Below are 23,673 nucleotides of genomic sequence, written 5' to 3'. Positions count from 1 at the left end.
CGCAGCCGGCCGCCAGATCCTCATTCGGCGGGGCCTGACAACGCGGCAGCCGCCCCAGTACACTGCGTCTCGCAGCATGGATGACACACACGGCGAGACCACGATGGTGACGAGGGCGTCACCCGCGTCCGCGGGTGACGCTCGACAGGCCGAGGGTCCGCCATCGATCTCCGTCGTCATCTGCACGAACCGACCGGGTCACCTGCACGACGCAGTCGCCAGCGTCCTGGCCATGCATGAGCCGCCCTTCGATCTTACGGTGATCGCGCAGGGTGGACGGCCCGGCTGGGTGCATGACGATCTCCGCGACTTCGCGGGGGATGCCCGTCTGCGGGTGGTCGAGGACGATGGGTGCGGCCTGTCACGCGCGCGGAACATCGGGATCCGTGCGACGACGGGCAGCCTGATCCTCTTCACCGACGACGACTGTGAGGCCGCGCCAGACTGGATCGCCGCGCACGCCGCCATCTTCATGCAGCAGCCAGCGGTGGGCGTGATCTTCGGGAAGGTCGCGCCGCCCCGCGGGTACGTCGAGTCGGATGGTATGGTCCCGACCTTCGATCCGGTCCAGGAGCGTGGCACGGCGCGCCTGCGCGGGCGGATCGCATTCGGCATCGGGGCCAATATGGCGGTCCGCCGGTCAGCGCTGGAGCGCATCGGCCTGTACGACGAGCAGCTCGGTCCTGGCGGGCCGCTCCAGAGCGGCGACGATTTCGACTTCGCGCTGCGGGCCTCGGCAGCGGGCGTGCGGGTCATCGCCGACGAGCGGCCGGTCATCATCCATGCGGGCGGCGTGCGCCCGGCCGGGGACAGCTCGACGACGCTGTGGCAGCGCGACGGCTTCGCCATCGGCGTGGTGATCGCCAAGCAGGTCCGCATCCGGCATCGCGACGGGGCGATCGCCCTGGTCGGCTTTCTGGGCGGCATCGTGTGGCGCGCGATCCGCCGCGTGCTGCGCCGCAAACGGCCCTACGGACTGAGTATGGCCCTGACCCTGGTCCGGAGTGGCCTGCCGGGGCTGATGGCTGGCTTGCGCCGTCCGCTGTACGGCCAGGGCGCACACGCAACCTACGCCCACCCTGGGTGACCCTGCCCCCCTCGCCGCGCCGGAGAGGGGGTTGGGGGTGAGATCTCCCGGCCTACGAGATGCAGCCGGCCGAGCCGGGGCACCCGCCCGGACGCGGGTTCGGGGGGCCATCGGCGCGGAGCCGGCTGGGAACAGGTCCGTGGCGCACCGCCGCGTACAGCTCCAGGTGATCGCTGGCCGCCCGCGCGATGGAGAAGTGCGTCCGGACGTGCAAGGCCGCCGTCCGCCCCAGGTGTTCCCGCAGCGCGCCATCGGCCACCAGCCGCCCGAGCGCGCGGGCCAGGGCTGGCGGATCGTTCGGCGGGGCGCAGAGGCCGGTCTGGTCGTTGATGACGGCCTCCTCCGGTCCACAGAAGGTGATGACCGGCGTCAGGCCGCGCGCCATCGCCTCCAGCAGCGCGATCGACATCGAGCCGGCCGGGACGGCCAGCGCGAAGATGTCCATCGCGTCCATGAAGGGGAACGGATCGGGGTGAAAGCCGGCGAAGACCACCGAATCGGCGATGCCGAGGTCGGCCGCGCGCCGCTCCAGGCCCGCGCGCAGTGGCCCCTCGCCCACCAGCAGGAGGGTCGCCTGCTGCTCGGCGCGGACCAGCGCGAAGGCGTCGAGCAGCGTCTCCAGCCCCTTCCCCTCGACCAGCCGCACCACGCAGCCGACGACCGGCGCGTCGGTTGGGATGCCAAGCTGCTGGCGCGTCGTGGCGCGATTGGCGGCCTGCTCCCCCGGCTTCGGCTCGACGATGGGGATGCCGTTGAGGATCGAGGCGAACCGGTCCTCGACGGCACCCAGCTTGGTGTAGCGAAGATGGGCGTTGCGTCGCGAGACGGCCACGATGCCGTGGACGATGTGGTCCGTGATCCAGGTGCCGATCTGGTGACGCCGCTTCAGGCCGGGGAAGGGGACGTCGTGATCGGTGTACAGCACCGAGGCGTCGGTCAGCAGGCGCGCCAGCCCGAGCATCGGCATGCCGCCGATGACGTTACCACGGTGCAGGTGCACCACGTCTGGCTGCCAGGAGCGCAGCAAGGGGATGTAACGGGTCAGCAGCCCGCGCCAGTAGCCCAGGCTCGGATACCGTTGTCCACCCGTCCGGTCAGCGTACACGTCGATGCGGTGGACTTTCGCACCGCCGGCCGTGAGGCGGCGCTCCAACACGTCGAAGCGCTTCGCCACTGGTACGATGATCCGCACCTCGATGCCGCGCCCGGCCAGATCGTGCGCCATGTCGCCGCAGAACGACTCCATGCCGCCGATGGCGGTGCTCTGCAAAATGTAGAGTACGCGACGGATCGGCGAGGCGCTGGTGGTGCTGGCAGGCTGTTGGCGGTTCATATACGCTCGGAGTGGAGGGTTCGCTGATGATGCGGGCGACCGGATGATGGTCGCCGTGGGCGCCTGGGCACAACCCCGCGCGCGGCGCGACGCTGCTTCCGGTAGATGAAAACGGGGCAGGATGCTCCGAAGGGTTGCCGGGACAGCACAGTCATGAAACGATTGGCAGCTGCGCCAGGCACCTGCACGGACCGCACGGTCCAGGTCAGCAGACCGTCAAGCACGAGCGCCGACTCCCCGCCAGTCACCTGGACGTCAGTCACCTGGACGTCAGTCACCTGGACGTCAGTCGAGGATGCGCGCCACAACCTCGACGGTCAGCTTCTCCTCGGCCAGCCCCCGGAAGGTGCCCCGGGTGGGCGGGACGTCATTGTAGTCCCGCCCGATGCCCATCTTGACGTGGTAGGTGCTCGCCAGCAGGTTGTTGGTCGGGTCGAAGCCGCGCCAGCCGTGCGTCGGCGTGAACGCCTCGATCCAGGCGTGCGACGCGCCGGCCCCTCGGCTTGGCCCGTGGGCGTCGCCATAGGTCTGTGAGCCGTAGCCCTGTGACTGGGTCATCGTGCCGAGCGCCTGTGTCTGCTGCTGGCCCGAGCGGGACGGCACGATGTACCCGCTGACGTAGCGTGCAGGGATCCCGATGGCTCGGCACAGCCCGATGAGGACGTGCGCGAAGTCCTGGCAGACGCCCGTCCGCCCCTTCAGCACCTCTGGCACGGTGGTGGCGACGGTGGTGACGTGCTGCTCGTACTGGAAGCCGTCGTAGACGAGCGCCATCAGCCCCTGGACGGCCTCGAAGGTTGCATCGGGAGAGACTGGGCGGAACGGCTCGGCCAGCCGCCTCGTTTCGGGGTCGCTCGGCACGATGACCGACGGCGAGAGGTAGTCCGCCAGCTCGGACGGCCCCAGCGCGACGGGACGGTAGTCCGGCAGCGCGAACGGGTCCGTCAGCAGGGTGTCGATGACGCCCCGCGAGACCAGCTCCACGGACTCGTGCGGCCGGGCGATGGTGACGAGGTGCGCGGCGTTCCCGAAGCCGTCGTAGTAGCGACGGATGGCGGCGCTCGGCGTGGCGCGGAGATCGTACTCCTGCCACCGCTGATCGTGGTCGGAACGCGGCCCGAGCCGCACATCCATGACCCCTTCCACGACATGCGTGCCGTAGCTGAGGTGGGTCGTGTGGACGACAGAGACGCGCATCAGACGGCGCTCACTGCTGCTGCTGCTGCGTGGCCATGATCATCGCTGCGCGGGCCACGGCGACCAGCCGCCCGGGCTGCGGCTCGTCCCGGAGGTAGCCGGCCGTCACGTGCTCGGAGACGGTCCGTACGCGCTGCTGGATGTCGTCGAGGAACGGCTCCAGGCCCTCTTCCAGCACCTCGTCCACGGCGGTGTGCCGCAAGCGGGCTTCGAGCAGGCCCAGCGCCCGCACGGCAAGGTCGCCCTTGCCGACCCCCGGCATCCCGACCGTCACCGGCCCGGCGATGGCCTCCAGGGCGGTCATCGCCGATTCCAGGCAGAAGCGGATCGACTGCGGGAACAGCGGGTTCAGCAGCAGGAACTCGATAACGCGAGCCGGCTCGATGCGGAGGGCGTAGTAGTGGCTGTAGGCCTCGGCAGCGCCACAGGAGCGCAGCACGGCGAGCCACCGCACGACGTCATCCTGGCTGGCCGTGGCCGCCTCCTGCAACAGGGGCGCCTGCAGCGTCAGGATGCGCGCCAGCGAGTCGGCCCGCTCCAGCGAGCGGCCCAGGCAGAAGAACAGCCAGGACTCGTTTCGCAGCAGGGTGCTGTCTGCCAGGCCCTGTACGAACCACATGCCGTCTCGGATGCGGCGGTAGAAGGCGTAGGGGTCGTCTTCGGCCTCGGCCATGATGCGGGCCGAGTTGAGGGACAGGTAGACGGTGTTGAGCTGCTCCCACATCTCGGAGGAGATCGACTCACGCACGCCCTGGGCGGCGGCGCGGGCCTTGCGGATGCAGGAGACCAGCGAGCTGCCGTTCTCGGGGGCCAGCGCGAGGTAGTGGCGCACATCGCGCGGGGTCGGCTTTCCGCCTCGCAGGTACGGGCGGCTGCCCTCCGTCCCGAGCAGCGGCAGCCAGAACGCGCCGTCGTCGTCCTGCTCGCCGGCGTCAAGCTCGAAGTGCCAGACCACGTCGATCAGCCGCCCCACGGCGATGGCCCGCTCGACGTAGCGGCTCATCCAGAAGATGTCGTCGGCCACGCGACAGAGCATCAGGCGTCCTCTCTTCTCTCAGCGGCGCCAGCCACGTCCGGTCGGCCAGCCTGCCCGGCAGGCGTCGGCAGGCTCCCCAGCACCCAGGTATCCTTGCCGCCGCCGCCCTGCGACGAGTTGACCACCAGCGAGCCGCGCCGCAGCGCGACGCGTGTCAGCCCGCCCGGCGTGACCTTGACCTCTTTCCCGAACAGCACGAACGGCCGCAGATCGACATGGCGCCCCTCGAAGTGGTCATCGACCCAGCAGGGGTGCCGTGACAGCGCCAGCGTCGGCTGCGCGATGTAGGAACGCGGGTTGGCGAGGATCTGCTGGCGGAACTGCTCGCGCTCGGCGGCGGTCGAGTGGGGCCCGATCAGCATGCCGTAGCCGCCGCTCTCGTTGACGGACTTGACCACCAGCTCGCCCAGGTGCTCCAGGATGTACTGGCGCTCGTCGTCCTCCGAGGCGAGGTACGTCTTGACGTTCGGGATGATCGGGTCTTCGCCCAGGTAGTACTGGATGATGCGGGGAACGTAGGCGTAGATCGCCTTGTCGTCCGCCACGCCGGTGCCGATGCCGTTGGCAAGGCTGACGCGCCCGAGGCGGTAGGTTGCCACCAGCCCGGCCACCCCGAGCAGCGAGTCCGGCTTGAACGTGAGCGGGTCCAGGAAGTCGTCGTCCACGCGGCGGTAGATCACGTCCACGCGCCGCCGGCCGCGCGTGGTGCGCATGTAGATGGTGGCGTCGTCCACGAACAGGTCGGAGCCGTGCACCAGCTCGACGCCCATCGCCTTCGCCAGGAAGACGTGCTCGTAGTAGGCCGAGTTGAAGACGCCCGGCGTCAGCACCACCACGTTCGGCTCGTCGACGACGGGCGGCGCGATCGCCAGCAGCACTTCGAGCAGGTCCTGGGGGTACTGCTCGACGGGCCGCACGTCGTACGTCTGGAAGATCTGCGGCCAGGTGCGCTTGAGCACGCGGCGGTTCTCGACGAGGTACGAGACACCCGAGGGGGTGCGGAGGTTGTCCTCCAGCACGTAGAACGCGCCGCTGGCGTCCCGCACGAGGTCGCTGCCGACGACGTGGGTGTAGACGCCGAGAGGTGGATCGACGCCTCGGAACTCACGGCGGTAGCCGGATGCGCCGAGCACCAGCTCCCACGGCACCACGCCGTGTTCGAGGATGTGCTGGTCGTGGTAGATGTCGTGCAGGAAGAGGTTGAGGGCGCGAACCCGCTGCTCAAGCCCGCGCTCGATCTGTGACCACTCGTCCGGGGTGATCATGCGGGGCACAAGGTCGAACGGCATGATCTTCTCGATGCCCTCGGCCCCCTGGTTCACCGCGAAGGTGATGCCCCGCGCCTGGAACGAGCGGTCCGCCGCCTGCTGTCGCCGCGCCACATCGGCCGGCCCGAGCGTCGCGAGCCGGCGGGCCAGCGCCGTGTAGTGCGGCCGGACGCGGCCCGGCCCGGCGAACATCTCGTCCCAGAAGCCGCTCGGGTCGTAGGGCGGCATCTCGGGAGACATGCCGTCGGTCTGACGGGGATCAGCGGGAACCGAGGTCATCGCGCCAGCCTCAAGCAGCAGATTCCTTCCCGGCCGCCGCAGCCCGTGCGGCCGTCCAGACCGTGCCGTCCTCGTACTCGACCTCGATGATCTCGGCCTGCTTGCTGGGAGAGAGCCGCCCGGTGGCCGGCCCGACGAACGTGCCGGAGGTCGGCGCAATGTCGGCGTAGTCCCGCCCCACGGCCACCGTGATGTAGTTCAGGCCGGCCCGCCGATGGTGCGTCGGATCGAACGCGAGCACCTCGGGGATGCCGTGCTCGTTGGCATCGTCCACCAGCGCCTCGACCCAGGCGTGCGGCGCACCCTCTCCGAGCAGGTGCCCTGAGACGTAGCGGGCGGGGATGCCGACCAGCCGCAGGACCGCCAGCATCATGTGGGCGTAGTCCTGGCAGACGCCCCGCCCCAGGTGGAGCGCCATCGCGGCCGGTGTCTGCACGCCGGTCACGCCGATCTGGTAGGTGATCGCCTGGGCGGCCCAGGTGTGTACCCGTTCGGCCAGATCGACCTGCCGCAGCCCGCGCTCATCCATGCGCGCGGCCACGTTCCGCAGACTGATGTCCGGGGCCGTCAGGGCGGTCGGATCGAGGTAGACGCCGTCTTCCCAGGACTGGGCCAGCAGGATGCCGGGGTGCTGGCGCGGATCGGCCTGCCGCTCGACGCGGTACGCTGCCGTGAACGCCAGCGACTCCTCGACGCGCGTGGCCCGCATGCGGCCGACGCGGTTCCCGAAGACGTCTTCCTGCCAGGTCAGCACGGCGCCCTCGGCCCCGGCGACGGTCAGCTCCTGTTCGAGCAGCCGCTGATCGCCGTGGCGCTCGCGGGGGACCATCACCAGCCGCTGGCGGATCGAGGAGACGGGCGCGCTGTAGGCGTAGGTGTAGCGCTGATGGACGGCGTAGACGGCCCGGCGGGCTCGTGGCCAGTCCACCGACCGCCAGTCGAGCTCCTGTCCTCTGGGCACGCCCGCGCCTTCCGATGTCCGCATCCTGCGCCTCGCTCAGCCCCGAGCCGGCCCGGAGGCCAGCGCAACCTCTGGGCTGCTCTCGTCATGATGGGCATGCTCGGCGGCCACGCCGCCGGACGACATCCCGTTGAACCGTGATACTGTCTCAACGGAGACCGTGCCCGGTGGCGGGACGGGGATCGGCGGCAGGTCGAGCGCCATCTCGGCCACCACCGGCGGCTGGTTGGTCGGCTGGCCCTGCTCGTCGATCTCGTCGGCCCAGACTACCATACTCGTCAACGCGGCGGAGCCGTAGGCCGTCGAGAGGGCCACGTCCACGGCGTCCCGCCCATGCGCGATCTTGACCCGTCCGATGCGGGGCGTGTTGTGGCGCGCGTCGAAGGTGTACCAGCGGTCGCCCAGGTACGCCTCGAACCAGGCGTGGAAGTCCATCGGGATGTCTGGCGGCTCGACGGCGATATCGGGGAAGTAGCCGAACGTGTAGCGGGCAGGGATGTTGAGCGTGCGGCAGAACGCAACGCTGAGTTGTGCGAAGTCGCGGCAGACGCCCTTCCGCTGTTGGTAGACGTCCAGCGCCGTCGTGGTGGGGCCGCTGCTGCCGTAGCCGTACTCGATGTGCTGGTGGACCCAGTCGCAGACCGCCTGGACGCGCGCCCAGGTCGGCGGGGTGTCTCCGAACAGCCTCCAGGCGTCATCCAGCAGCAGGTCGGACTCGATGCAGCGGCTGGGCAGCGTGAACGCCAGCGTCTCGTCCGGCAGCGCCTGCACGGGCACGAGCGGCGCGTCTGGCCTCACGAGATCCGGCTCCGAGCTGACCTCGACCACGGCATCGTACCGAATGAGCGAGCCGCCGGCCGGCAGCATCAGCCGCCAGCAGGGGTTGCCGAAGCTGTCCTGGTACTCGCGCAGCCGGAACTGTGGCTCCGTCCACTGGGATTCGTACAGCGTCCGGTGCTCGGCATCAGGACGGGCCCGCACCAGCACCAGCATGGGCACGGGCGCCGGGGTCTGGTAGCGAAACTCGCAGCCTACTCGTACACGCATCGTGGTTCTCACCGGTTCCTGGCAGGAGGATCCCCAGGTCTGCCGGGCAACGGCGATCCTGGACACCAGGGTACAAAGCAACCGGCGTGCCGAACACGGTCAGGCCGCACAAAACGCTGCGCGGTTTTGTAGACGATGTGTGCAGACGAGCAGGCAGAGCGCTCTTGCTGGCTGTCGCCTGGTTGCGTCAGGCGTTCTTGACGACCACCGCTTCGAGGATGTCGGCGGCGTCCTCACACTTGTCCGTCGCCTCCTCGATCTTCTCGAGGATCTCCTTCCAGCGCATGAACTCGAACCAGTCGTCGCGCTCGCGGACGAGCCGGGTCAATGCGTTGCGAAGGACGCGGTCGGCCTCGTTTTCCAGGCGGTTGATCTCGACGGTGTACGCCTTGATGCGTGGGTAGTGCTTCTTGTCCCGGAGCAGCGGCATCGCCTCGACCATCTGCTCGGCGGACTGCACCAGCAGCTTGGCCAGCAACTGCACCTCCGGGATGGGGGTCTGCACCTCGTAGAGGAGCAGGGCGTCCGCCGCGTCCTCGATCCAGTCCGTGACGTCGTCGATGGCGCTGACCAGGGCGCGGATCTCGTCGCCTTCGAGCGGCGTGATGAACGTGCGTGAGAGCAGGTTCAGCGTCTCGTGCACGATAAAGTCGCCCTGGTGCTCCAGCTCGGTGATGTTGAGGACGCGGCCCTCGGCATCCCGGTAGTCGTGTAAGAGGTCGGACAGGGCGCGCGCGGCGTCGCGGGCCGTGACAGCCCCCTTCTCGAACCAATCAAAGAAGCCGCGTTCGGCCGGGAGTATCTGGAACGGCGACATGCCCGCCTCCGGTGCAATGCTTGCCAGCAGGGAGAGTGTACCGGCCGGTGGACACCGTTGATCGAACCGGGCGATACACCAGTATCACCAGACGGTGGACATCGCTACCAGGGGCGGCCGGCGACGTGCAGACTGCCTGGGGAGCGCGCATGATGAAGCTTGACGAACGACCGCGGTAAGGGCCCTCACCCCCCGCCCCCCTCTCCCGCGCACAGGGAGAGGGGGAGGCCCACGAGACTGTCGTTCCTCCCCCTCTCCCGCGCACAGGGAGAGGGGGGCGGGGGGTGAGGGCCTCCCGGCTGGCGCATGGACTACCTGGTTATTTCTTCAAACGCCATTGAGCCCCGACCGCTCGCTTGACCGCGTTTCGGGAACACCAATGAACATGCACGTGCCCTGCCAGGGGCCAGCCTGCGCCGCCGCGTCTGACCCTGTCCTCATGGGACGCTCGCAGGAGCGGATGGCCGCGGGGCACTTGCCAGGAGCCGTGCTTCCGAGTACAAGAGAGCGACGCGCCCCCGCCCCACGCGCGGACGCGGCAGCCGGGCTCCGTCAGCGGCGACACCTGACCGGCGACGTGACCCAGATCGCACCACGCTTAGGAGGGACTGCATGGCGCGTCAGAAGCGATCCGGTTCCACACGGCAGCGGCGTGGAGAGGCCGCGGCGCCGAGCCGTCCGGTCGGCCCGGACACGCTGCTCGAACGGCTCTTCAAGCTGACGGCACGCGGCACCGACGTGGCCACCGAAGTGCGTGCGGGCCTGACCACCTTCATGGTGATGAGCTACATCATCGTCGTGAATGCCGGCATCATCAGCACCGGCGCCGCCATCGCCGGGCAGAACGTGACGTTTTCCGCGCTGGTCACCAGCACCTGCCTCGTGGCTGGCTTGATGTGCGCCGCGATGGGGCTGGTGGCGAACCTGCCCTTTGCGATGGCCCCGGGGATGGGCCTCAACGCCGTGGTGGCGTTTCAGCTCATGGTCGGCATGCAGTACAGCTTCTCGGAGGCGATGGGGGTCATCGCTCTCGAAGGCATCATCATCACGATCCTTGTGCTGACCGGGCTGCGTCAGGCGATCATCCGTGCGCTGCCGGTGCCGCTCAAGCTCGCCATCGGGGCGGGCATCGGGCTGTTCCTGTTCGCCATCGGGGCGTACGAAGCGGGCCTGTTCGTCGTGCCGCTCGGGGCGACCCAGGGCGGGACCGTGCCACCGCCAACGGCCGGCGCGCTTGGCAACTTCCTGGCGCCGCCGACGCTCTACGCCGTGTTCGGCCTGGTGCTGACGGCGGTGTTGATGCACCAGCGGGTGCATGGCGCGCTGCTGATCGGCATCCTGCTGACGACGGCCGTCGGGATCGTGGTGCACCTGACGCTGAGGGTGCCGCTTTCGGTGATCCCTGACAAGCTGCAGCTTCCGTCCCAACTGATCAGCGTGCCGGACCTCAGCAACTTCGGGAGCGGCATCGTCGGGTTGAGCTTCCTGGGGCGTGGCGGGGCGAACGCGCTGCTGGCCGGCCTGCTGGCGACGCTCTCGATCATGCTGAGCGACTTCTTCGACACGGCGGGGACGTTCACCGCGCTCGGGACCGAGGCCGGGCTGGTGGACGACAACGGCAACCTGCGCGAGAACGAGGACAAGGCGTACCTGATCGACTCCATCGGGGCGCTGGCGGGGGGCGTCTTCGGCTCCTCCAGCGCGACGACGTACATCGAGAGCGGCGCGGGCATCGCCGAGGGGGGCCGGACCGGCCTGACGACGGTGGTCGTGGCGATCCCGTTCCTGCTGGCGATGCTGCTCAGCCCGATCTTCGCGGTGGTGCCGCAGGAGGCGACGGCCGGCGCGCTGATGATCGTGGGGCTGCTGATGATGGCGGCGACGGCCGCCGAGATCCCCTGGAAGAACCTGGCAGTGGGGCTGCCGGCGCTCTTTGCGCTGATGATGATGCCGCTGACCTGGAGCATCACGAACGGCATCGGGGCGGGGGTGATCCTGTACACGCTGCTGAACGCGCGGGCGGCGGCGCTGCCGTTGTGGATCGTGTCGGCAGCGTTCGTGGTGTACTTCGTGATCGGCACCAGGTAGCGGCGAGGGTTCTGGGTGTCGGGTTTCAGGTGTCAGGGTTCGAGTTTTGGGGCGGGGTAGGAGCATCGCCGCCGCGATCCCTGAAACCCTGAAACCCAGAACCTGAAACCGGGCGCGCAGTGGGCAGTTGGCGTGTTTGCCTGCTATACTCCTGGGTTGTTCGCGCTGCTCGTGGTTGGGGCTGCAAGCGCCGCCCAGGATCGCGAAAGAACCACATACCAGCACCATTAGCTGGGGCCGGCTGACCACCAGTGCTGCCTGAAGAGTTTCAGGCGGGGCCGCCTTGGGGTGGTGCTTTTTCGTTGCCCGTTTTCAGGCCGGGGTCTGCCGTCTGAGCATGCGGGCATGCGACACGGGCGGGAGTGACTGAGAATCTCGATGATCGGGCTGATGAGGATGCACGTGAAGCAGCAGGGTGCGGCCGGCACGGAGGCGGGCCAATGAGTCGTCCGTTGAATCCGTGGCCGACGCCGAACCGGCTCTGGCTGTCAGCGGGGGCTGCCGAGGGCACGACCGAGCTGAACGCCTTTGACAACGCCTTGCTTGACGCGGGCATCGGCAATCTGAACCTGATCAAGGTCAGCAGCATCGTGCCGGAAGGGGCGGAGTTTCTGGAGATCCCCCCGAAGATCACGCCTGGATCGCTGGTCCCGTGCGTGTACTCGGTGATGCACAGTGATACGGCAGGCGAGACGGTCTGCGCGGCGTTGGGTATTGGAATCGGGAGAGACAGCCACGGGATGATCTTCGAGTATCACGCCAACTCGCGCGAAGTCGCGGAACGCGTCGTGCGGGGGATGGTCGAAGAGGGATTCGCGCGGCGAGGTCTTCCGCTGGAGCGGGTGACGGTCACGCTCGCCGAGCACCGAGTCGAACGACTCGGCTGCGCGGTTGCGGCTGTCGTTCTCTGGTGGGGGTAACTGAACGTGAAGAGTGTCGGTCGGCATCTGGTCCTCGAGCTGTGGGGTTGTGAGAATCTCAATTCCCCAGAGATCGTCGAACGGGCCTTGTTGGATATCGTGGAAGCGCTCAGCCTGACGCTCCTCAGCCTCAACGTGCATCCGTTCAGTCCAATTGGCGTGACTGGCGTGGCGATTGTGTCCGAGTCCCATGTGGTGATCCACACCTGGCCGGAGCTGGGCTACGCTGCCGTGGACGTGTTCACCTGCGGCGAGCAGCGCGATCCTGATGATGCTGTGCCGATCCTGCGGGAGCACTTCTCGCCGGAGCGCATCCAGATCATGGAGATGACGCGGGGGCTGGTCGGTGTCTGAGGCCACCCCATCATCAGGCCAGCCGTTCGCCAGCACGACCCGTGTTGGCGACGGGCTGGTCTTCGCGGAAGTCTCGCGGAGCGGCTTCCAGCAGCGCTTTCACCTGAAGGCCCACCTCTGGGAGGGCCGCTCCGAGTACCAGCACGTCGAGATCGTCGACACGGTGGCGTTTGGCAAGGCGCTCGTCCTGGACGACGCGATGCAGACCACCGAGGCTGACGAGTTCCTGTACCACGAGCCGCTGGTGCACATCCCGCTGCTGGCCCACCCGAACCCGCGCCGGGTGCTGGTGGTCGGCGGGGGCGACGGCGGCGCGTTGCGGCACGTCCTGCTGCATGCGTCCATCGAGAAGGCCGTGATGGTCGAGATCGACGAGCTGGTGGTGCGGGCCTGCCAGGAGTGGCTGCCGTCGCTGGCAGGCGGGGCGTTCGAGCACCCGCGCGCCGAGCTGATTATCGGGGATGGCCTCGCGTACATGCGGGACGTGTCGGAGCCGTTCGACGTGATCCTGGTGGACTCGACGGACCCGGTCGGGCCGGCCGAGGGGCTGATCTCCGAGGAGTTCTACCGTCTGGCGTTCGGGGCGCTGTCGGAGCACGGCATCTTCGCGATGCAGACCGGCTCGCCGCTGCTGATGCGAGATGAGCTGGAGAGCGCGGCCGGGCGGATGAGCAACGTCTTCCCGATCGTGCGGACCTACCTGGGGCATGTACCGGCCTACCCGGGCGTGCTCTGGAGCTGGACGGCCGGCTCCAAGTCGCTCGACCCGAGCGAGCCGCGTCGGACGCCGCCGGCCGGGCTGCGCTTCTACACGCCAGACGTGCACCGCGGCGCGTTCGCGCTGCCGCCGTACCTTGCCGCGTCCTCCGAGGGAGCCGACCATGCCGCTGCAGGCGCCGCCACCCGAGGCCCGATTCTGGGGTAGCGGCTCCGAGCAGGGCGCACGCTCCTTCCTGTTTGGGGCGCCGCTCGACCTGACCGGTTCCGGACGCCTCGGGACCGGCCAGGCGCCGTCGGCCGTCCGCCGGGCCTCCCACAACATCGAGAGCTACAGCCCGCGCCAGGACGCCGACCTCGCGGACTGTGGCTTCGCTGACCTGGGCGATCTCCGATTGGACGGCCTCGCGATGGAGGCTGCGCTCACGGAGATCGAGCGGCAGGCGGCCCTGGTGCTGGCAAACGGTGTGCCGATCGTGGTCGGTGGCGAGCACACCATCGCGCTGGCGATTGGCCGCGCCGTCAAGCAGCGCCATCCCGATGCGCTGATCGTCTCGCTGGATGCCCACCTCGACCTTGCCGACGAGCTGAACGACCTCAAGGTGGCGCACGGCACCTGGGTCTGTCGGCTGGGCGAGGAGCTGGGCGACTACGAGGATTTCATCATGCTCGGGATGCGCTCCGGCACGCGCGACGAGTGGCAGCGCTCGCTGGGGTGCCGGTGGGTCTCGCCTGAGGTCATCCTGCCCGATCACCTTCGGGCCGTTGTCGCTGACCGCCCGATCTACCTGAGCGTGGACATCGACGTGCTGGACCCGTCGGCCGCGCCCGGAACGGGCACGCCGGAGCCGCCGGGGATCACCTCGCGGGAGCTGTTCAGCTTTCTGTACAGCCTGCGCGGGCTGAACGTGGTCGCGATGGACGTGAACGAGATCCTGCCGGAGGTCGACCCGGCCGGTATCACGGCGATCACCGGGGCAAAGCTGATCCGCGAGGCGGCGATCCAGCTCGGGCGGTGAGGGCCGTCACCGCCTGGTGAGGGGCGGCTGGCGCCTCATGCTGTTCAGCTTGGCACGCGTCGCGCTTCGGTGCCACGAGCGTCAGCGAGTGGACCCGAATGGCGAAGGTTTGACTCGCTGACGCTCGCGGTGAGGATGGCGTCCTCTCTGAACGGCACTGGCGGCTCATTGGCGGCTAACGTCCGGGCCGTCTCGTGGAGTTACTCTCCGCTCCAGGCGGCGCCCCAGGCCGCCTTGCGCGCCAGCCGGAAGCCTTCGCGGTCAGACTTCGTGACAACGCGAGTGTCCAGGCCGTCGGGCGTGCAGAGCGAGAGCTCGATCAGGCGGGGGCGCACCCGCGGATGACGGATGATCCGTGCAGGCGCCGGGGCGACGGGCGTGTGCGAGACGGCGATGTAGGCGTACTTCTCGTCCTCGTAGCCGAGCGCACCGCCTTTGGCCGCCCGGTGCCCGGCCGTGCGTGCGAGCCGCGCCGAGAAGTGGCACCAGTCGCCCGTGACGACGGGGCAGGGAGCGTCGTGGGGGCACGGCGCAACCACATGGCCGCCCTCGCCGACGAGCAGGGCGCGGGCGTCGCGGACCCGGGCGAAGCCGGCCGGGGTGCCCGGCTCGATGATGAGGGTGACGCCGCCCGGTGTGGTGGCCTCGTGGGCCAGCGCGACGGCCTCCGTGAGACGCTCCGGCGGCAGCTCGCCCAGGACGTAAGCCAGCATGACGAGGTCGAACGGCGCGCCGGCCTCGGCAAGCAGGCCATCAGACACCGCCGCGAGGTCGGCGTGGAGCCACGCGGCGTCTCGCATGGCGGGTGCTGGCGCTGAGGCGGCGAGTCGTCTGCCCAGCGCCAGCATCCGCGGCTCGGCTTCCAGCGCCACGGTCCGTTCGACAGAAGACCAGCGTGCGACGGCAGCCCAGAGGGCCGTGCCCGGCCCGGTGCCGAGATCGAGCAGCGTTCGGGGCTGCCAGCCTGGCCGCTGCTCCCCCACCGCGGCGAGGGCGGCGCCGACGGCGGCGAACGTGGCCGGCAACCGGGCAGCGAGATAGGCCAGCACGTCGGCCTGCGTCCGAGCGACGGGTCCACCTCGTGATCGCGGATGAGGATCGCGATAGCGCGCCGTCAGGGCTGCCCTTGCGCGCGCAAGGTCTGGCGGCGAGACCTCGGCCAGGAGCGCATCGACGGCGTCCGCCAGGGCCGGCGGCAGGGCTGCGCTCATCTCCCTGCTGACCGTTGCGGCGGGCATGCAGGGGATCGGTCAAGCTCAGGTGGTGTCAGGCGCGATGGCATCGGCGGATGCTACCACGCCTGTCAGTGCCGATTCCCCCGTGCCAGCGCGGATGCGACCTTTTCCAGCAGGGCGTCGAGGTCGAACGGCTTGGTCAGCACCTCGATGCCGTAGCGTTCCAGCAGCTCCTCGTGGGCCTGCAGCTCGCGGATCGCCGCCGAGCAGACGATCAGCGGGATCTGCGCGGTCTTCGGATCGAGCGTCAGACACTCCAGAATCGCCCAGCCGACGTCCTGCCCTTCGATGCGGATGTCGAGGATCACGAGGTCCGGCTGCCGCTCCTTCACGAACTGGTAGGCGTGGTTGCCTTCGCGGCAGACCTCGACGTTGTACCCCTCGATGTCGGTGAGCAGCTCGCTCATCAACGACAGGAAGTCCGTATCGTCGTTGATGACGATGACGCGGGGCCGGCCCTCGGTCCTGGTGCTCCCGCTGCGTGTCATGCTGGTGCTTCTCCGTGTCAGGCTCCGACAGCTCGTCAGGCGTGCGTGGTCCGGCGCGACACTCGGACAATGCAGCGCGACGCCGGGGCGACCTACCCCCAGACCTGCGCTGCCAGACCCGGGCCTATACTGCGTGTGCGTCCTGCCGGGCCGAGATGCAGCCCCACGGACACATGACGCCCACAACGCACGAATCGGACCCAGCGTGTGCAGCCGGTTCTTTGGTGACGTACAGAATCGGCTGCCGCGCAACGTGGCGCGCTCGGAGGCGACATGGCCTTGCTTTTCCTCAACGGCACGGTGATCGACGGCCAGGGTGGCCTGATCGAGGATGGGGCGCTGCTGGCCGGGGGCGGCCGGATCGAGGCGGTCGGGCCGACGACGGCGCTCGAAGCGCGGCGCAGCGACGATGGCGTGCAGGTCATCGACCTCGACGGCCGGACGCTGCTGCCAGGGCTGATTGACACACACGTCCACCTGGCTGGCGGCGACTTCGCGCCGAATCGTGAGTCGGACCCTATCGGGCTGGCGGCGCTGCGGACGGCGCCGGTGGCACACCGCACCTTGATGGCTGGCTTCACGACGATCCGCGTGGCCGGCTCGCGCGACTTCCTGGATGTCGATCTGCGGGACGCCATCAACGAGGGCGCGATCCTCGGCCCCAGGATCCTGGCGAGCGGGCGCGGCCTGACCACGACCGGGGGCCACTACTACAACTGGTGCGCCGTCGAGGTGGATGGGGTTGACGCCGTGCGGAAGGAAGTTCGCCAGCACATCAAGCGTGGCGTGGACAGCATCAAGCTGATGCTCTCGCCGGGCATCGCCACCGAGGGTGCGGACGTCAGCACCGAGCAGTTCGCGCTCGACGAGGTCCAGGCGGCGGTCTACGAGGCCCACAAAGTGGGCAGGAGTGTCCTGAGTCACGCCATCGGGATCGGTGGCATCCGCAACGGCGTCGAAGCCGGCGTGGACTCCATCGATCACGGGCACTACCTGGACGAGGAGCAGGCTCACAGAATGAAGGCAAAGGGCATCTACCTGGTGCCGACCTTCGGGCCGACCCACTACTACGTGCACAAGCGGCAGGCTGAGCCGTGGCGCATCGCGCGGGCCGAGCAGGTCGAGCCGATCCACGCGGCAGCGTTCAAGCTCGCACTCGACATCGGAGTGCCGATAGCGCTGGGGTGTGACTGCGGGGCGCAGTCCAGGATGCCGAACGGCGAGAACGCGCTGGAGATCGAGTTGATGGTGCAGAACGGGATGACGCCGATGGCAGCGATCCTGGCGGCGACCCGTGAGGCGGCTCGGCTGACCAGAATCCTGCCAGCGGTCGGCACGCTGGAGCCGGGCAAGGCGGCCGACCTGATCGTCGTGGAGGGCAGCCCGCTTGACGATATCAGCCGGCTGCGGACGGGCATCCGGATGGTGGTGCAGGGCGGACAGGTGCGCCGAGATGATCTCGGGCTGGCCAGGGGCTGACAGGGGTGGGAGCGGGCATGGGCGAGCGCGGCGGCGAATCGGGGATCCAGGTGCGGCGGATTCGTGCGGACGAGGTGGCCGACTTCAAGGCGTTCCGGCTGCGCGCGCTGGCCGATGCGCCAGACGCCTTCTCCACGACGCTCGCCCAGGCCGAGGCGATGCCCTGGAGCAGCTGGGTGGACCGGGTGACACGCGGGGCGGCCGGTGAGGAGTCCGTGCTGCTGGTGGCCGAGGACGCGGTGACTGGGGCGTGGCTGGGGATCACCGGCAGCTACGTTGAGCCACACCAACCAGAGACGGCGCACGTCGTGTCGGTGTGGACGGCCCCCGAGGCCCGGCGGCGCGGCGTGGGGCTGGCGTTGCTGGCGGCGGCGCGAGAGTGGGCGCGGACGCGCGGGATGTCCGAGCAGCGGCTGTTCGTGTCGAATACCAACGACAGCGCTCGCATGCTGTACGAGCGGGCCGGGTTCCGCCTGACCGGCCGGACCGAGCCGTACCCGAACGATCCGGCCCTGCACGAGCAGGAGATGCAGGCGCCGGTGTAGCCTCCCCTGTGAGCGCGGTACACTCAGCGAGAGAGCGACAACGGCGTCTGAGTGACAGGACAGGGGAGCGCAGCATGACGGCCCAGCAGAGTGAGTTCGAGCAGAAGGCCGCACCGATCCGGGCCGCCTACCTGAGGCCGCGAGGTGAGAGGCCGGCCTCGACGGCGCGCGGCCTGCATCATATGGCGCTGATCTGCAGCGATGTCGAGCGGACCATTCAGTTCTACCAGGGCGTGCTCGGGTTTCCGCTGATCGAGCTGATGGAGAACCGCGACTACAAGGGATCGTCGCACCTGTTCTTCGACATCGGGAACGACAACCTCCTGGCGTTCTTCGACTTTCCCGGGCTGGGGCTCGCCCCGATTATTGAGACCATCGGGGCGGTGCAGCACATCGCGATCTCGGTGGCGCCGGAGCCGTTCGAGACGCTGAAGGCGAAGCTCGAAGAGCAGGAGATTCCGTACATCGGGCCAGATCGCGGCGCGGACAACTCGCTCTATTTCAAGGATCCGGACGGTATCCAGATCGAGTTGATCCGCGAGCCGCTGGTGGTCATGGAAGGGCGTCCGCTCGGCGAGTGAGCGGCGCGGAACGTTCGACGCCTGGCAGCCCGCCCTGTCACCATCATTGTCAGGAACCACCGGATGTTGGGATGGGGGCGACTGTTGCCGAGGCGGCTGGCGTATCTGGGTGTAGTGGCGTCCGTGCTCTTGACCGCGTGCAGCCTTCCTGGCCTGGGCGCCCGCCCGGCGCCGACCGTCGCGCCGCCACCGCCGACGATGACTGCGCCTGCCCCGCCGACCAGCCCGCCCGCGCCGACGGCGGCCCCAGCAAAGCCGACGTCGCCGCCGGCTCCCCCGACCACCGCGTCCGCACCGACTGCAGCGCCCGCCTCGCCGGCCGCTGCGAAGCCGGCCGCCACAGTCTCGCCGGGGGCGCTCGGCTGCCAGTACGCCCCCGCCCAACGGCTGGCCCAGGCCCAGGATCGGGCGATCAAGGAGGCCTCGGCGCTGGTGGCGAGTCAGCGCTGGCCGGGGGTCTACTGGACCCTCAACGACTCGGGGAACAGCCCGACGCTCTACGCCCTGGACGACGAGGGCCGGAATCGTGGCAGCTTCCGCGTCTCCGGCGCTGAGAATGAGGACTGGGAAGCGCTCCAGCTTGGGCCGGGCAAGGACGGCGCGCCAGCGCTGTACATCGGGGACATCGGGGACAACGACCGCAAGCGCAAGGAGATCACGATCTACCGCGTGTCCGAGCCAGAGCCGTTCCCGCTCAACGCGAAGGCCAGCAGCGGGCGGACCGACGACGCCGAGGCGTTCACCCTGACCTACCCTGACAGCGCCCACGACGCCGAAGCGCTGCTGATCCACCCGAGGACCGGCGAGCTGCTGATCGTGACCAAGGAGCACATCGGCCGAGCGATAGTCTATCGTCTGCCGGTCCCGCTGGAGCCACGCAAGAAACTGATGCTCGAACGGGTGGCGAACCTGGACATCAGTGATGCTGGCGTCAAGGTGGATGTGGTGAACGACGGCGCAGTGGCCCCGGACGCCAGTCGCGTCGTGATCCGCACCTACGGCAGCAGCCTGGAGTACGACGTTCCGCCAGACGCCACGCTGGCCAGTATCTGGAACAGCAAGCCGCGCGTCTCCAGGCTGAACGATGGCGTGCAGTCTGAAGGGGTGACCTACCGGGCGGACGGCAAGGCGCTGATCACCATTGGCGAGGGGACCCCCGCGCCGATGTTCCAGATGGTCTGGGGCTGCGGCTGACCCGTTCGCGGGTAGGGCTGATCGGTAGGTACGCAGCCCGGCACGCCGCCTGCTGCATCCGAGGCGGCGCTCTCCGGCAACTATAATCCTGGTGGCCGGGAAGCGGCCGACAGGAGGCACTGATGCACGTCTTGCTCACCGAGGAACAGGAGCTGTTCAGGCGCACGGTGCGCGAGTTCGCCGAGCGTGAGATCGCTCCCGTGGCCGCTGAGCACGACGAGCAGGAGACGTTTCCCACCGCGACCGTCCGGATGATGGGGAAGCTCGGACTGATGGGCCTCACCCTGCCCGAGGAGTACGGCGGCCAGGGCGGCGGCACAGTCGAGTACGCCCTGGCGATGGAAGAGATCGCCCGGGCCGACGCCTCGCACTCGGTGGTGCTGACGGTGCAGTCGTCGCTGGTCTGCGAGCCGATCCTCAAGTACGGCACCGACGAGCAGAAGAACGACTATCTGAAACGGCTTGCCAGCGGCGACCTGATCGGCTCGTTCTGCCTCAGCGAGCCGCAGTCCGGCAGCGACGCCCGCAACATGCAAACGACCGCCTCCCGGGACGGCGACTACTACGTGCTGAACGGGACCAAAAACTGGATCTCGAACGGCGGCGAGTCCGGCCTGTACCTGGTGTTCGCGCGGCTGACCGGCGAGGACGAGGACGGCACGCGGACGGCGGCGTTCCTGGTCGAGTACTGGCGCTTCGGCATCCGTTGCGGGCCGAAGGAGAAGAAGCTTGGGATTCGCGCCTCGGCCACGACCCAGGTCTTCCTGCAGGATTGCCGCGTGCCGGTCGGCAACATGCTGGGCGCGCCGGGCGACGGCTTCAAGATCGCGATGACCTCGCTCGATGGCGGGCGGATCGGCGTGGCGGCCCAGGCGCTCGGCATCGCGCAGGCGGCCTTCGACGCCGCCGTGGCTTACGCGCAGGAGCGGCAGGCGTTCGGGCAGCCGATCTCGGAGCTGCAGGCGATCCAGTTCATGCTGGCCGATATGCAGGTCCGCATCGAGCAGTCTCGCTCGCTGGTGTACCAGTCAGCCGTGCTCAAGGCGAAAGGGCAGGCGTACGCCAAAGCCTCGGCGATGGCGAAGCTCTCGGCGTCCGAGACGGCGATGTGGGTCACCACGAAGGCGATCCAGATCCACGGCGGCTACGGCTACAGCCGCGAGTACGCCGTCCAGCGCTACTTCCGCGACGCCAAGATCACCGAGATCTACGAGGGCACCTCGGAGATTCAGCGGCTGGTCATCGCACGCAGTATCCTGCGTGGCGAGCGTCCGCTGAAGGTGGCGGCGGATGCCGAGGAGACGGCGGCCGACGTGCCCGAGACGCTGGAGACGAAGACCCCGACCATCGTGCTGCCGCCGACGCCCGAAGAGGAGCGGCAGATGCGCGCGCCGCGGAAGCTGCATCACGTCGCGGTGGCCGTGGACAACCTGGACGAGGCGCTCAAGTATTACCGCGACATCCTGGGCCTGGACGAGATCACCACGATGACGCTGGATGATCGCGGGCTGAAGGTTGGGTTGATCAAGGCCGGGCCGTCCGAGATCGAATTGCTGGAGCCGCTCCACGACGATTCGACGGTTGCGCGGTTCCTGGACCGGCGCGGCCCGGGCCTGCACCACATCTGCTTCGAGGTCGAGGACGTCGAGAAGTCGATGCGGTACTACGAGGGCAAGGGGGCGACGTTCATCGACCCGGTGCCGCGTCCGGGAGCGGTCGGGCTGGTGTCGTTCATGCCGCCGGTGCTGGCGGATGGCGTGCTGGTGGAGCTGGCGCAGACGAGTGGCTACGAGCTGCCCACGCCCGAGGGCGAAGCTGAGGCCGTTGCTGAAGAGCAGCCGCCGGTCGTCATCACCAGGCCGATCATCCGAGGCGCGGGCGGGTACACGCGGGCCGGCCTGATGGCAGCGCAGCCGGTGCAGCCGAAGCCGGCCCCCGAGTCCGCGTCGGCCTCCGACGAGGCCGAGGCTGCAACGGTCATCACGCAGCCGATCGTTCGCGGAGCGGGCGGCTACACGCGGCCCGGACTGACGGCGCAGCAGCCGGTGGGCGCGCCGGTAGCTGCGCCCGCCGAAGCCGCCGTGCCCGCCGAAGCCGCTGCATCTGCTGAGACCGCGCCGAGCGCCGAAGCCGCTGCATCTGCTGAGACTGCGCCGAGCGCCGAGGCCGCTGCGAGCACTGAGGCCCCTGTGAGTGCTGAGGCCGTGGACGACGAGACGCCGACGGTCACGATCGCGCGTCCGCCCGTCGCCGAATCAGACAAGCCGACTGCCTAGCACCTCGACGCGGAGGGATCGTCATGACGCTGCGTATCCTGATCGCCAAGCCGGGGCTGGACGGCCACGACCGTGGCGCGAAGGTGGTGGCGCGCGCCCTCCGCGACGCGGGCTACGAGGTGATCTACACCGGCATCCGACAGACGCCCGAGATGATCGCGCAGACGGCGCTGCAGGAGGACGTGGACGCCATCGGCCTCTCGATCCTCAGCGGGGCGCACCTGACGCTGTTCCCGCGCATCTTCGCGGAGCTGCAGGCGCGCGGCGTGGACGACGTGGCCGTCTGGGCCGGCGGCATCATCCCCGACGACGACATGCCAGCCTTGAAATCGATGGGGGTGCGGGCGGTCTTCGGCCCTGGCAGCCCGACAACGGCCACCATCGAGTTCCTCAGGAGCCTGGAGGGCGAGCGCGCCACCGCCGACCGATAGTCGCCTGTCCGTCGTGAACGACCGGGCCGAGTCACTGCCGACGCTTCCCCCGTCATCCCGAGCGACGTGAGCGTGCGAACGCAGTCGAGGGATCTTCCTCACGCTACAGAAGGAGAAGATCCCTCCGCTCGTGCCTCGCCGCGGTCGGGATGATGAGAGGGGTGTGCTCGTGCCTCGCGTAGCTTGCCCTGAGCGTGCCGAATGGGGTCGGGATGACGGACGGGAGGGCGTTCCTCGCCGCGGTCGGGATGACGATGGGCACCGAGCGATCCTGCGATTGACGCCTGCCGAGCCACTCGCCGTGAAGCGTGCGATGTGGTTCGGGCTAGCGGCGGCGGCGCCGCTGGTTCGGGCGGGAGTTGGCGCCGGTGGAAGCGTCGCCGACGACCGGCTCCCCGACCTCGTAGGCCAGCCACGAGTAGGCGAAGCCCGCCCCGAGCGCGCCGACAATCGGGGCGACCCAGAACGCCCAGAGCTGTGCCAGCGCCCACCCGCCGACGATCAGCGCCGGGCCGGTGCTGCGAGCCGGGTTCACCGAGAGATTGGTGACCGGGATGCCGATCAGGTGGATCAGCGTCAACCCCAGGCCGATGGCGATCGGGGCGAACCCCTTCGGGGCGCGGCCGTCCGTGGCCCCCAGGATGATGATCAGAAACATGAAGGTCAGCACGACCTCAGCCACCAGGGCGGACACCAGCGAGTAGCCGCCCGGCGAGTGCTCGCCGTAGCCATTGGCCGCGAAGCCGCCCACCTCGAAGCCGGCCTTGCCGCTGGCGATGATGTACAGCACGCCGGCCGCGACGATCGCCCCGACGACCTGCGCGACGATGTACGGGGCCAGCTCCTTCGTCGGGAAGCGCTTGCCAGCCCAGAGGCCGAGCGACACGGCCGGGTTCAGGTGGCAGCCCGAGACGTGCCCGATGGCGTAGGCCATCGTCAGTACCGTCAGCCCGAATGCGAACGACACGCCGAGCAGGCCGATGCCCACCTGCGGGAACGCGGCGGCGAGCACGGCGCTCCCGCAGCCCCCAAACACGAGCCAGAACGTACCAAGCGCTTCGACCGAAATGCGACGGCTCAGCGGAATCATCGGTCATCTCCCACACCGGGTCGCCCGGACCGCGCGTCGAGCGACCTGACTACGGCGAACGTGGCGCCCCAGACAGTCTTCCGAGGCAACGGCTGGTGCGCCCCCGTCGATCCCAGCAACGGCATCGTACCCCGCGCGGAAGCGCACCTGCGACCGGGAGTACAGTGGCCGCGGCCAGGGCACGTGCGAGCTCCGCTGGTCGGCTCGCGTCGGCGGCTGGTGGCGCGGATC

The 23,673-nt window shown here is 69.1% G+C and carries 22 protein-coding genes; 12 read left to right on the top strand and 10 right to left on the bottom strand.

Translation table 11 applies throughout. The annotated features are described in order from the left end of the window. The first annotated feature begins 103 nt into the window (after positions 1 to 103). Positions 104 to 1,087 carry a glycosyltransferase family 2 protein gene (locus IT306_04180; protein MCC7367595.1) on the top strand — a complete coding sequence of 328 codons (984 nt, stop codon included), beginning with the start codon at positions 104 to 106 and terminating at the stop codon, positions 1,085 to 1,087. Between the two features lie 52 nt (positions 1,088 to 1,139). Here IT306_04180 and IT306_04175 read toward each other — a convergent pair whose 3' ends face one another. From IT306_04175 to IT306_04145, 7 genes are all read right to left on the bottom strand, one after another. Next, positions 1,140 to 2,420, bottom strand: a complete 1,281-nt coding sequence (locus IT306_04175; protein MCC7367594.1) for a glycosyltransferase family 4 protein — start codon at positions 2,418 to 2,420, stop codon at positions 1,140 to 1,142. A gap of 285 nt (positions 2,421 to 2,705) precedes the next feature. Further along, positions 2,706 to 3,617 carry a transglutaminase family protein gene (locus tag IT306_04170; GenBank protein MCC7367593.1) on the bottom strand — a complete coding sequence of 304 codons (912 nt, stop codon included), beginning with the start codon at positions 3,615 to 3,617 and terminating at the stop codon, positions 2,706 to 2,708. Between the two features lie 10 nt (positions 3,618 to 3,627). After that, complete coding sequence (locus IT306_04165; GenBank protein MCC7367592.1) at positions 3,628 to 4,653, bottom strand: alpha-E domain-containing protein; 1,026 nt, start codon at positions 4,651 to 4,653, stop codon at positions 3,628 to 3,630. Next, on the bottom strand, positions 4,653 to 6,149 hold the full coding sequence (locus IT306_04160) for a circularly permuted type 2 ATP-grasp protein (GenBank protein MCC7367591.1): 1,497 nt from the start codon (positions 6,147 to 6,149) through the stop codon (positions 4,653 to 4,655). The genes IT306_04165 and IT306_04160 overlap by 1 nt, the downstream gene beginning before the upstream one ends. 61 nt (positions 6,150 to 6,210) lie before the next feature. Then, positions 6,211 to 7,128, bottom strand: a complete 918-nt coding sequence (locus IT306_04155) for a transglutaminase family protein (GenBank protein ID MCC7367590.1) — start codon at positions 7,126 to 7,128, stop codon at positions 6,211 to 6,213. Between the two features lie 69 nt (positions 7,129 to 7,197). After that, complete coding sequence (locus tag IT306_04150; protein MCC7367589.1) at positions 7,198 to 8,208, bottom strand: transglutaminase family protein; 1,011 nt, start codon at positions 8,206 to 8,208, stop codon at positions 7,198 to 7,200. A gap of 187 nt (positions 8,209 to 8,395) precedes the next feature. Continuing rightward, positions 8,396 to 9,025 (bottom strand): DUF47 domain-containing protein, encoded by a 630-nt coding sequence (locus IT306_04145; GenBank protein ID MCC7367588.1) that lies wholly within the window; start codon positions 9,023 to 9,025, stop codon positions 8,396 to 8,398. 612 nt (positions 9,026 to 9,637) lie between these two features. Between IT306_04145 and IT306_04140 the strand changes: the two genes are divergently transcribed. From IT306_04140 to speB, 5 genes are all read left to right on the top strand, one after another. Next, a complete protein-coding gene (locus IT306_04140; GenBank protein MCC7367587.1) occupies positions 9,638 to 11,113 on the top strand; it encodes an NCS2 family permease in 1,476 nt (491 codons plus the stop codon). Positions 11,114 to 11,553: 440 nt separating this feature from the next. Continuing rightward, on the top strand, positions 11,554 to 12,033 hold the full coding sequence (locus IT306_04135; protein ID MCC7367586.1) for an arginine decarboxylase, pyruvoyl-dependent: 480 nt from the start codon (positions 11,554 to 11,556) through the stop codon (positions 12,031 to 12,033). Positions 12,034 to 12,039: 6 nt separating this feature from the next. Beyond that, a complete protein-coding gene (gene speD / locus IT306_04130; protein ID MCC7367585.1) occupies positions 12,040 to 12,387 on the top strand; it encodes an adenosylmethionine decarboxylase in 348 nt (115 codons plus the stop codon). Then, complete coding sequence (gene speE, locus IT306_04125) at positions 12,380 to 13,312, top strand: polyamine aminopropyltransferase (protein MCC7367584.1); 933 nt, start codon at positions 12,380 to 12,382, stop codon at positions 13,310 to 13,312. Before speD ends, speE begins: the two co-directional genes overlap by 8 nt. Continuing rightward, the gene (gene speB / locus IT306_04120; GenBank protein MCC7367583.1) at positions 13,269 to 14,123 is read left to right on the top strand and encodes an agmatinase; all 855 of its coding nucleotides are present in this window, start codon (positions 13,269 to 13,271) and stop codon (positions 14,121 to 14,123) included. The genes speE and speB overlap by 44 nt, the downstream gene beginning before the upstream one ends. A 200-nt stretch (positions 14,124 to 14,323) precedes the next feature. On the opposite strand, the gene IT306_04115 is transcribed toward speB, so the two are convergent. Together IT306_04115 and IT306_04110 are read right to left on the bottom strand one after the other, a co-directional pair. Further along, positions 14,324 to 15,334, bottom strand: coding sequence for a methyltransferase domain-containing protein (locus IT306_04115; GenBank protein ID MCC7367582.1), 1,011 nt, complete (start codon positions 15,332 to 15,334; stop codon positions 14,324 to 14,326). A 92-nt stretch (positions 15,335 to 15,426) separates the two neighbouring features. Further along, the gene (locus tag IT306_04110; GenBank protein MCC7367581.1) at positions 15,427 to 15,846 is read right to left on the bottom strand and encodes a response regulator; all 420 of its coding nucleotides are present in this window, start codon (positions 15,844 to 15,846) and stop codon (positions 15,427 to 15,429) included. Positions 15,847 to 16,119: 273 nt separating this feature from the next. Between IT306_04110 and IT306_04105 the strand changes: the two genes are divergently transcribed. The 6 genes from IT306_04105 to IT306_04080 all read left to right on the top strand — a co-directional run bounded on the left by IT306_04105 (position 16,120) and on the right by IT306_04080 (position 22,352). Further along, on the top strand, positions 16,120 to 17,325 hold the full coding sequence (locus IT306_04105; protein ID MCC7367580.1) for an amidohydrolase family protein: 1,206 nt from the start codon (positions 16,120 to 16,122) through the stop codon (positions 17,323 to 17,325). 17 nt (positions 17,326 to 17,342) lie between these two features. Next, the gene (locus tag IT306_04100) at positions 17,343 to 17,870 is read left to right on the top strand and encodes a GNAT family N-acetyltransferase (protein ID MCC7367579.1); all 528 of its coding nucleotides are present in this window, start codon (positions 17,343 to 17,345) and stop codon (positions 17,868 to 17,870) included. A gap of 74 nt (positions 17,871 to 17,944) precedes the next feature. Then, a complete protein-coding gene (locus IT306_04095) occupies positions 17,945 to 18,451 on the top strand; it encodes a VOC family protein (protein MCC7367578.1) in 507 nt (168 codons plus the stop codon). Positions 18,452 to 18,574: 123 nt separating this feature from the next. Next, complete coding sequence (locus tag IT306_04090) at positions 18,575 to 19,645, top strand: hypothetical protein (protein ID MCC7367577.1); 1,071 nt, start codon at positions 18,575 to 18,577, stop codon at positions 19,643 to 19,645. Between the two features lie 122 nt (positions 19,646 to 19,767). Then, positions 19,768 to 21,921: a methylmalonyl-CoA epimerase gene (gene mce, locus IT306_04085; protein MCC7367576.1), complete on the top strand. Its 2,154-nt coding sequence runs from the start codon at positions 19,768 to 19,770 to the stop codon at positions 21,919 to 21,921. Between the two features lie 23 nt (positions 21,922 to 21,944). After that, the gene (locus tag IT306_04080; GenBank protein ID MCC7367575.1) at positions 21,945 to 22,352 is read left to right on the top strand and encodes a cobalamin B12-binding domain-containing protein; all 408 of its coding nucleotides are present in this window, start codon (positions 21,945 to 21,947) and stop codon (positions 22,350 to 22,352) included. A 325-nt stretch (positions 22,353 to 22,677) separates the two neighbouring features. Here IT306_04080 and aqpZ read toward each other — a convergent pair whose 3' ends face one another. After that, positions 22,678 to 23,439 carry an aquaporin Z gene (gene aqpZ / locus IT306_04075; GenBank protein ID MCC7367574.1) on the bottom strand — a complete coding sequence of 254 codons (762 nt, stop codon included), beginning with the start codon at positions 23,437 to 23,439 and terminating at the stop codon, positions 22,678 to 22,680. Between the last annotated feature and the right edge of the window lie 234 nt (positions 23,440 to 23,673).

This window comes from Chloroflexota bacterium (genome assembly GCA_020850535.1).
Lineage (GTDB): Bacteria > Chloroflexota > UBA6077 > UBA6077 > JACCZL01 > JADZEM01.
The sequence above is the reverse complement of the archived record's forward strand: the minus strand, read 5'-3'. Positions and strand labels throughout refer to the sequence as shown.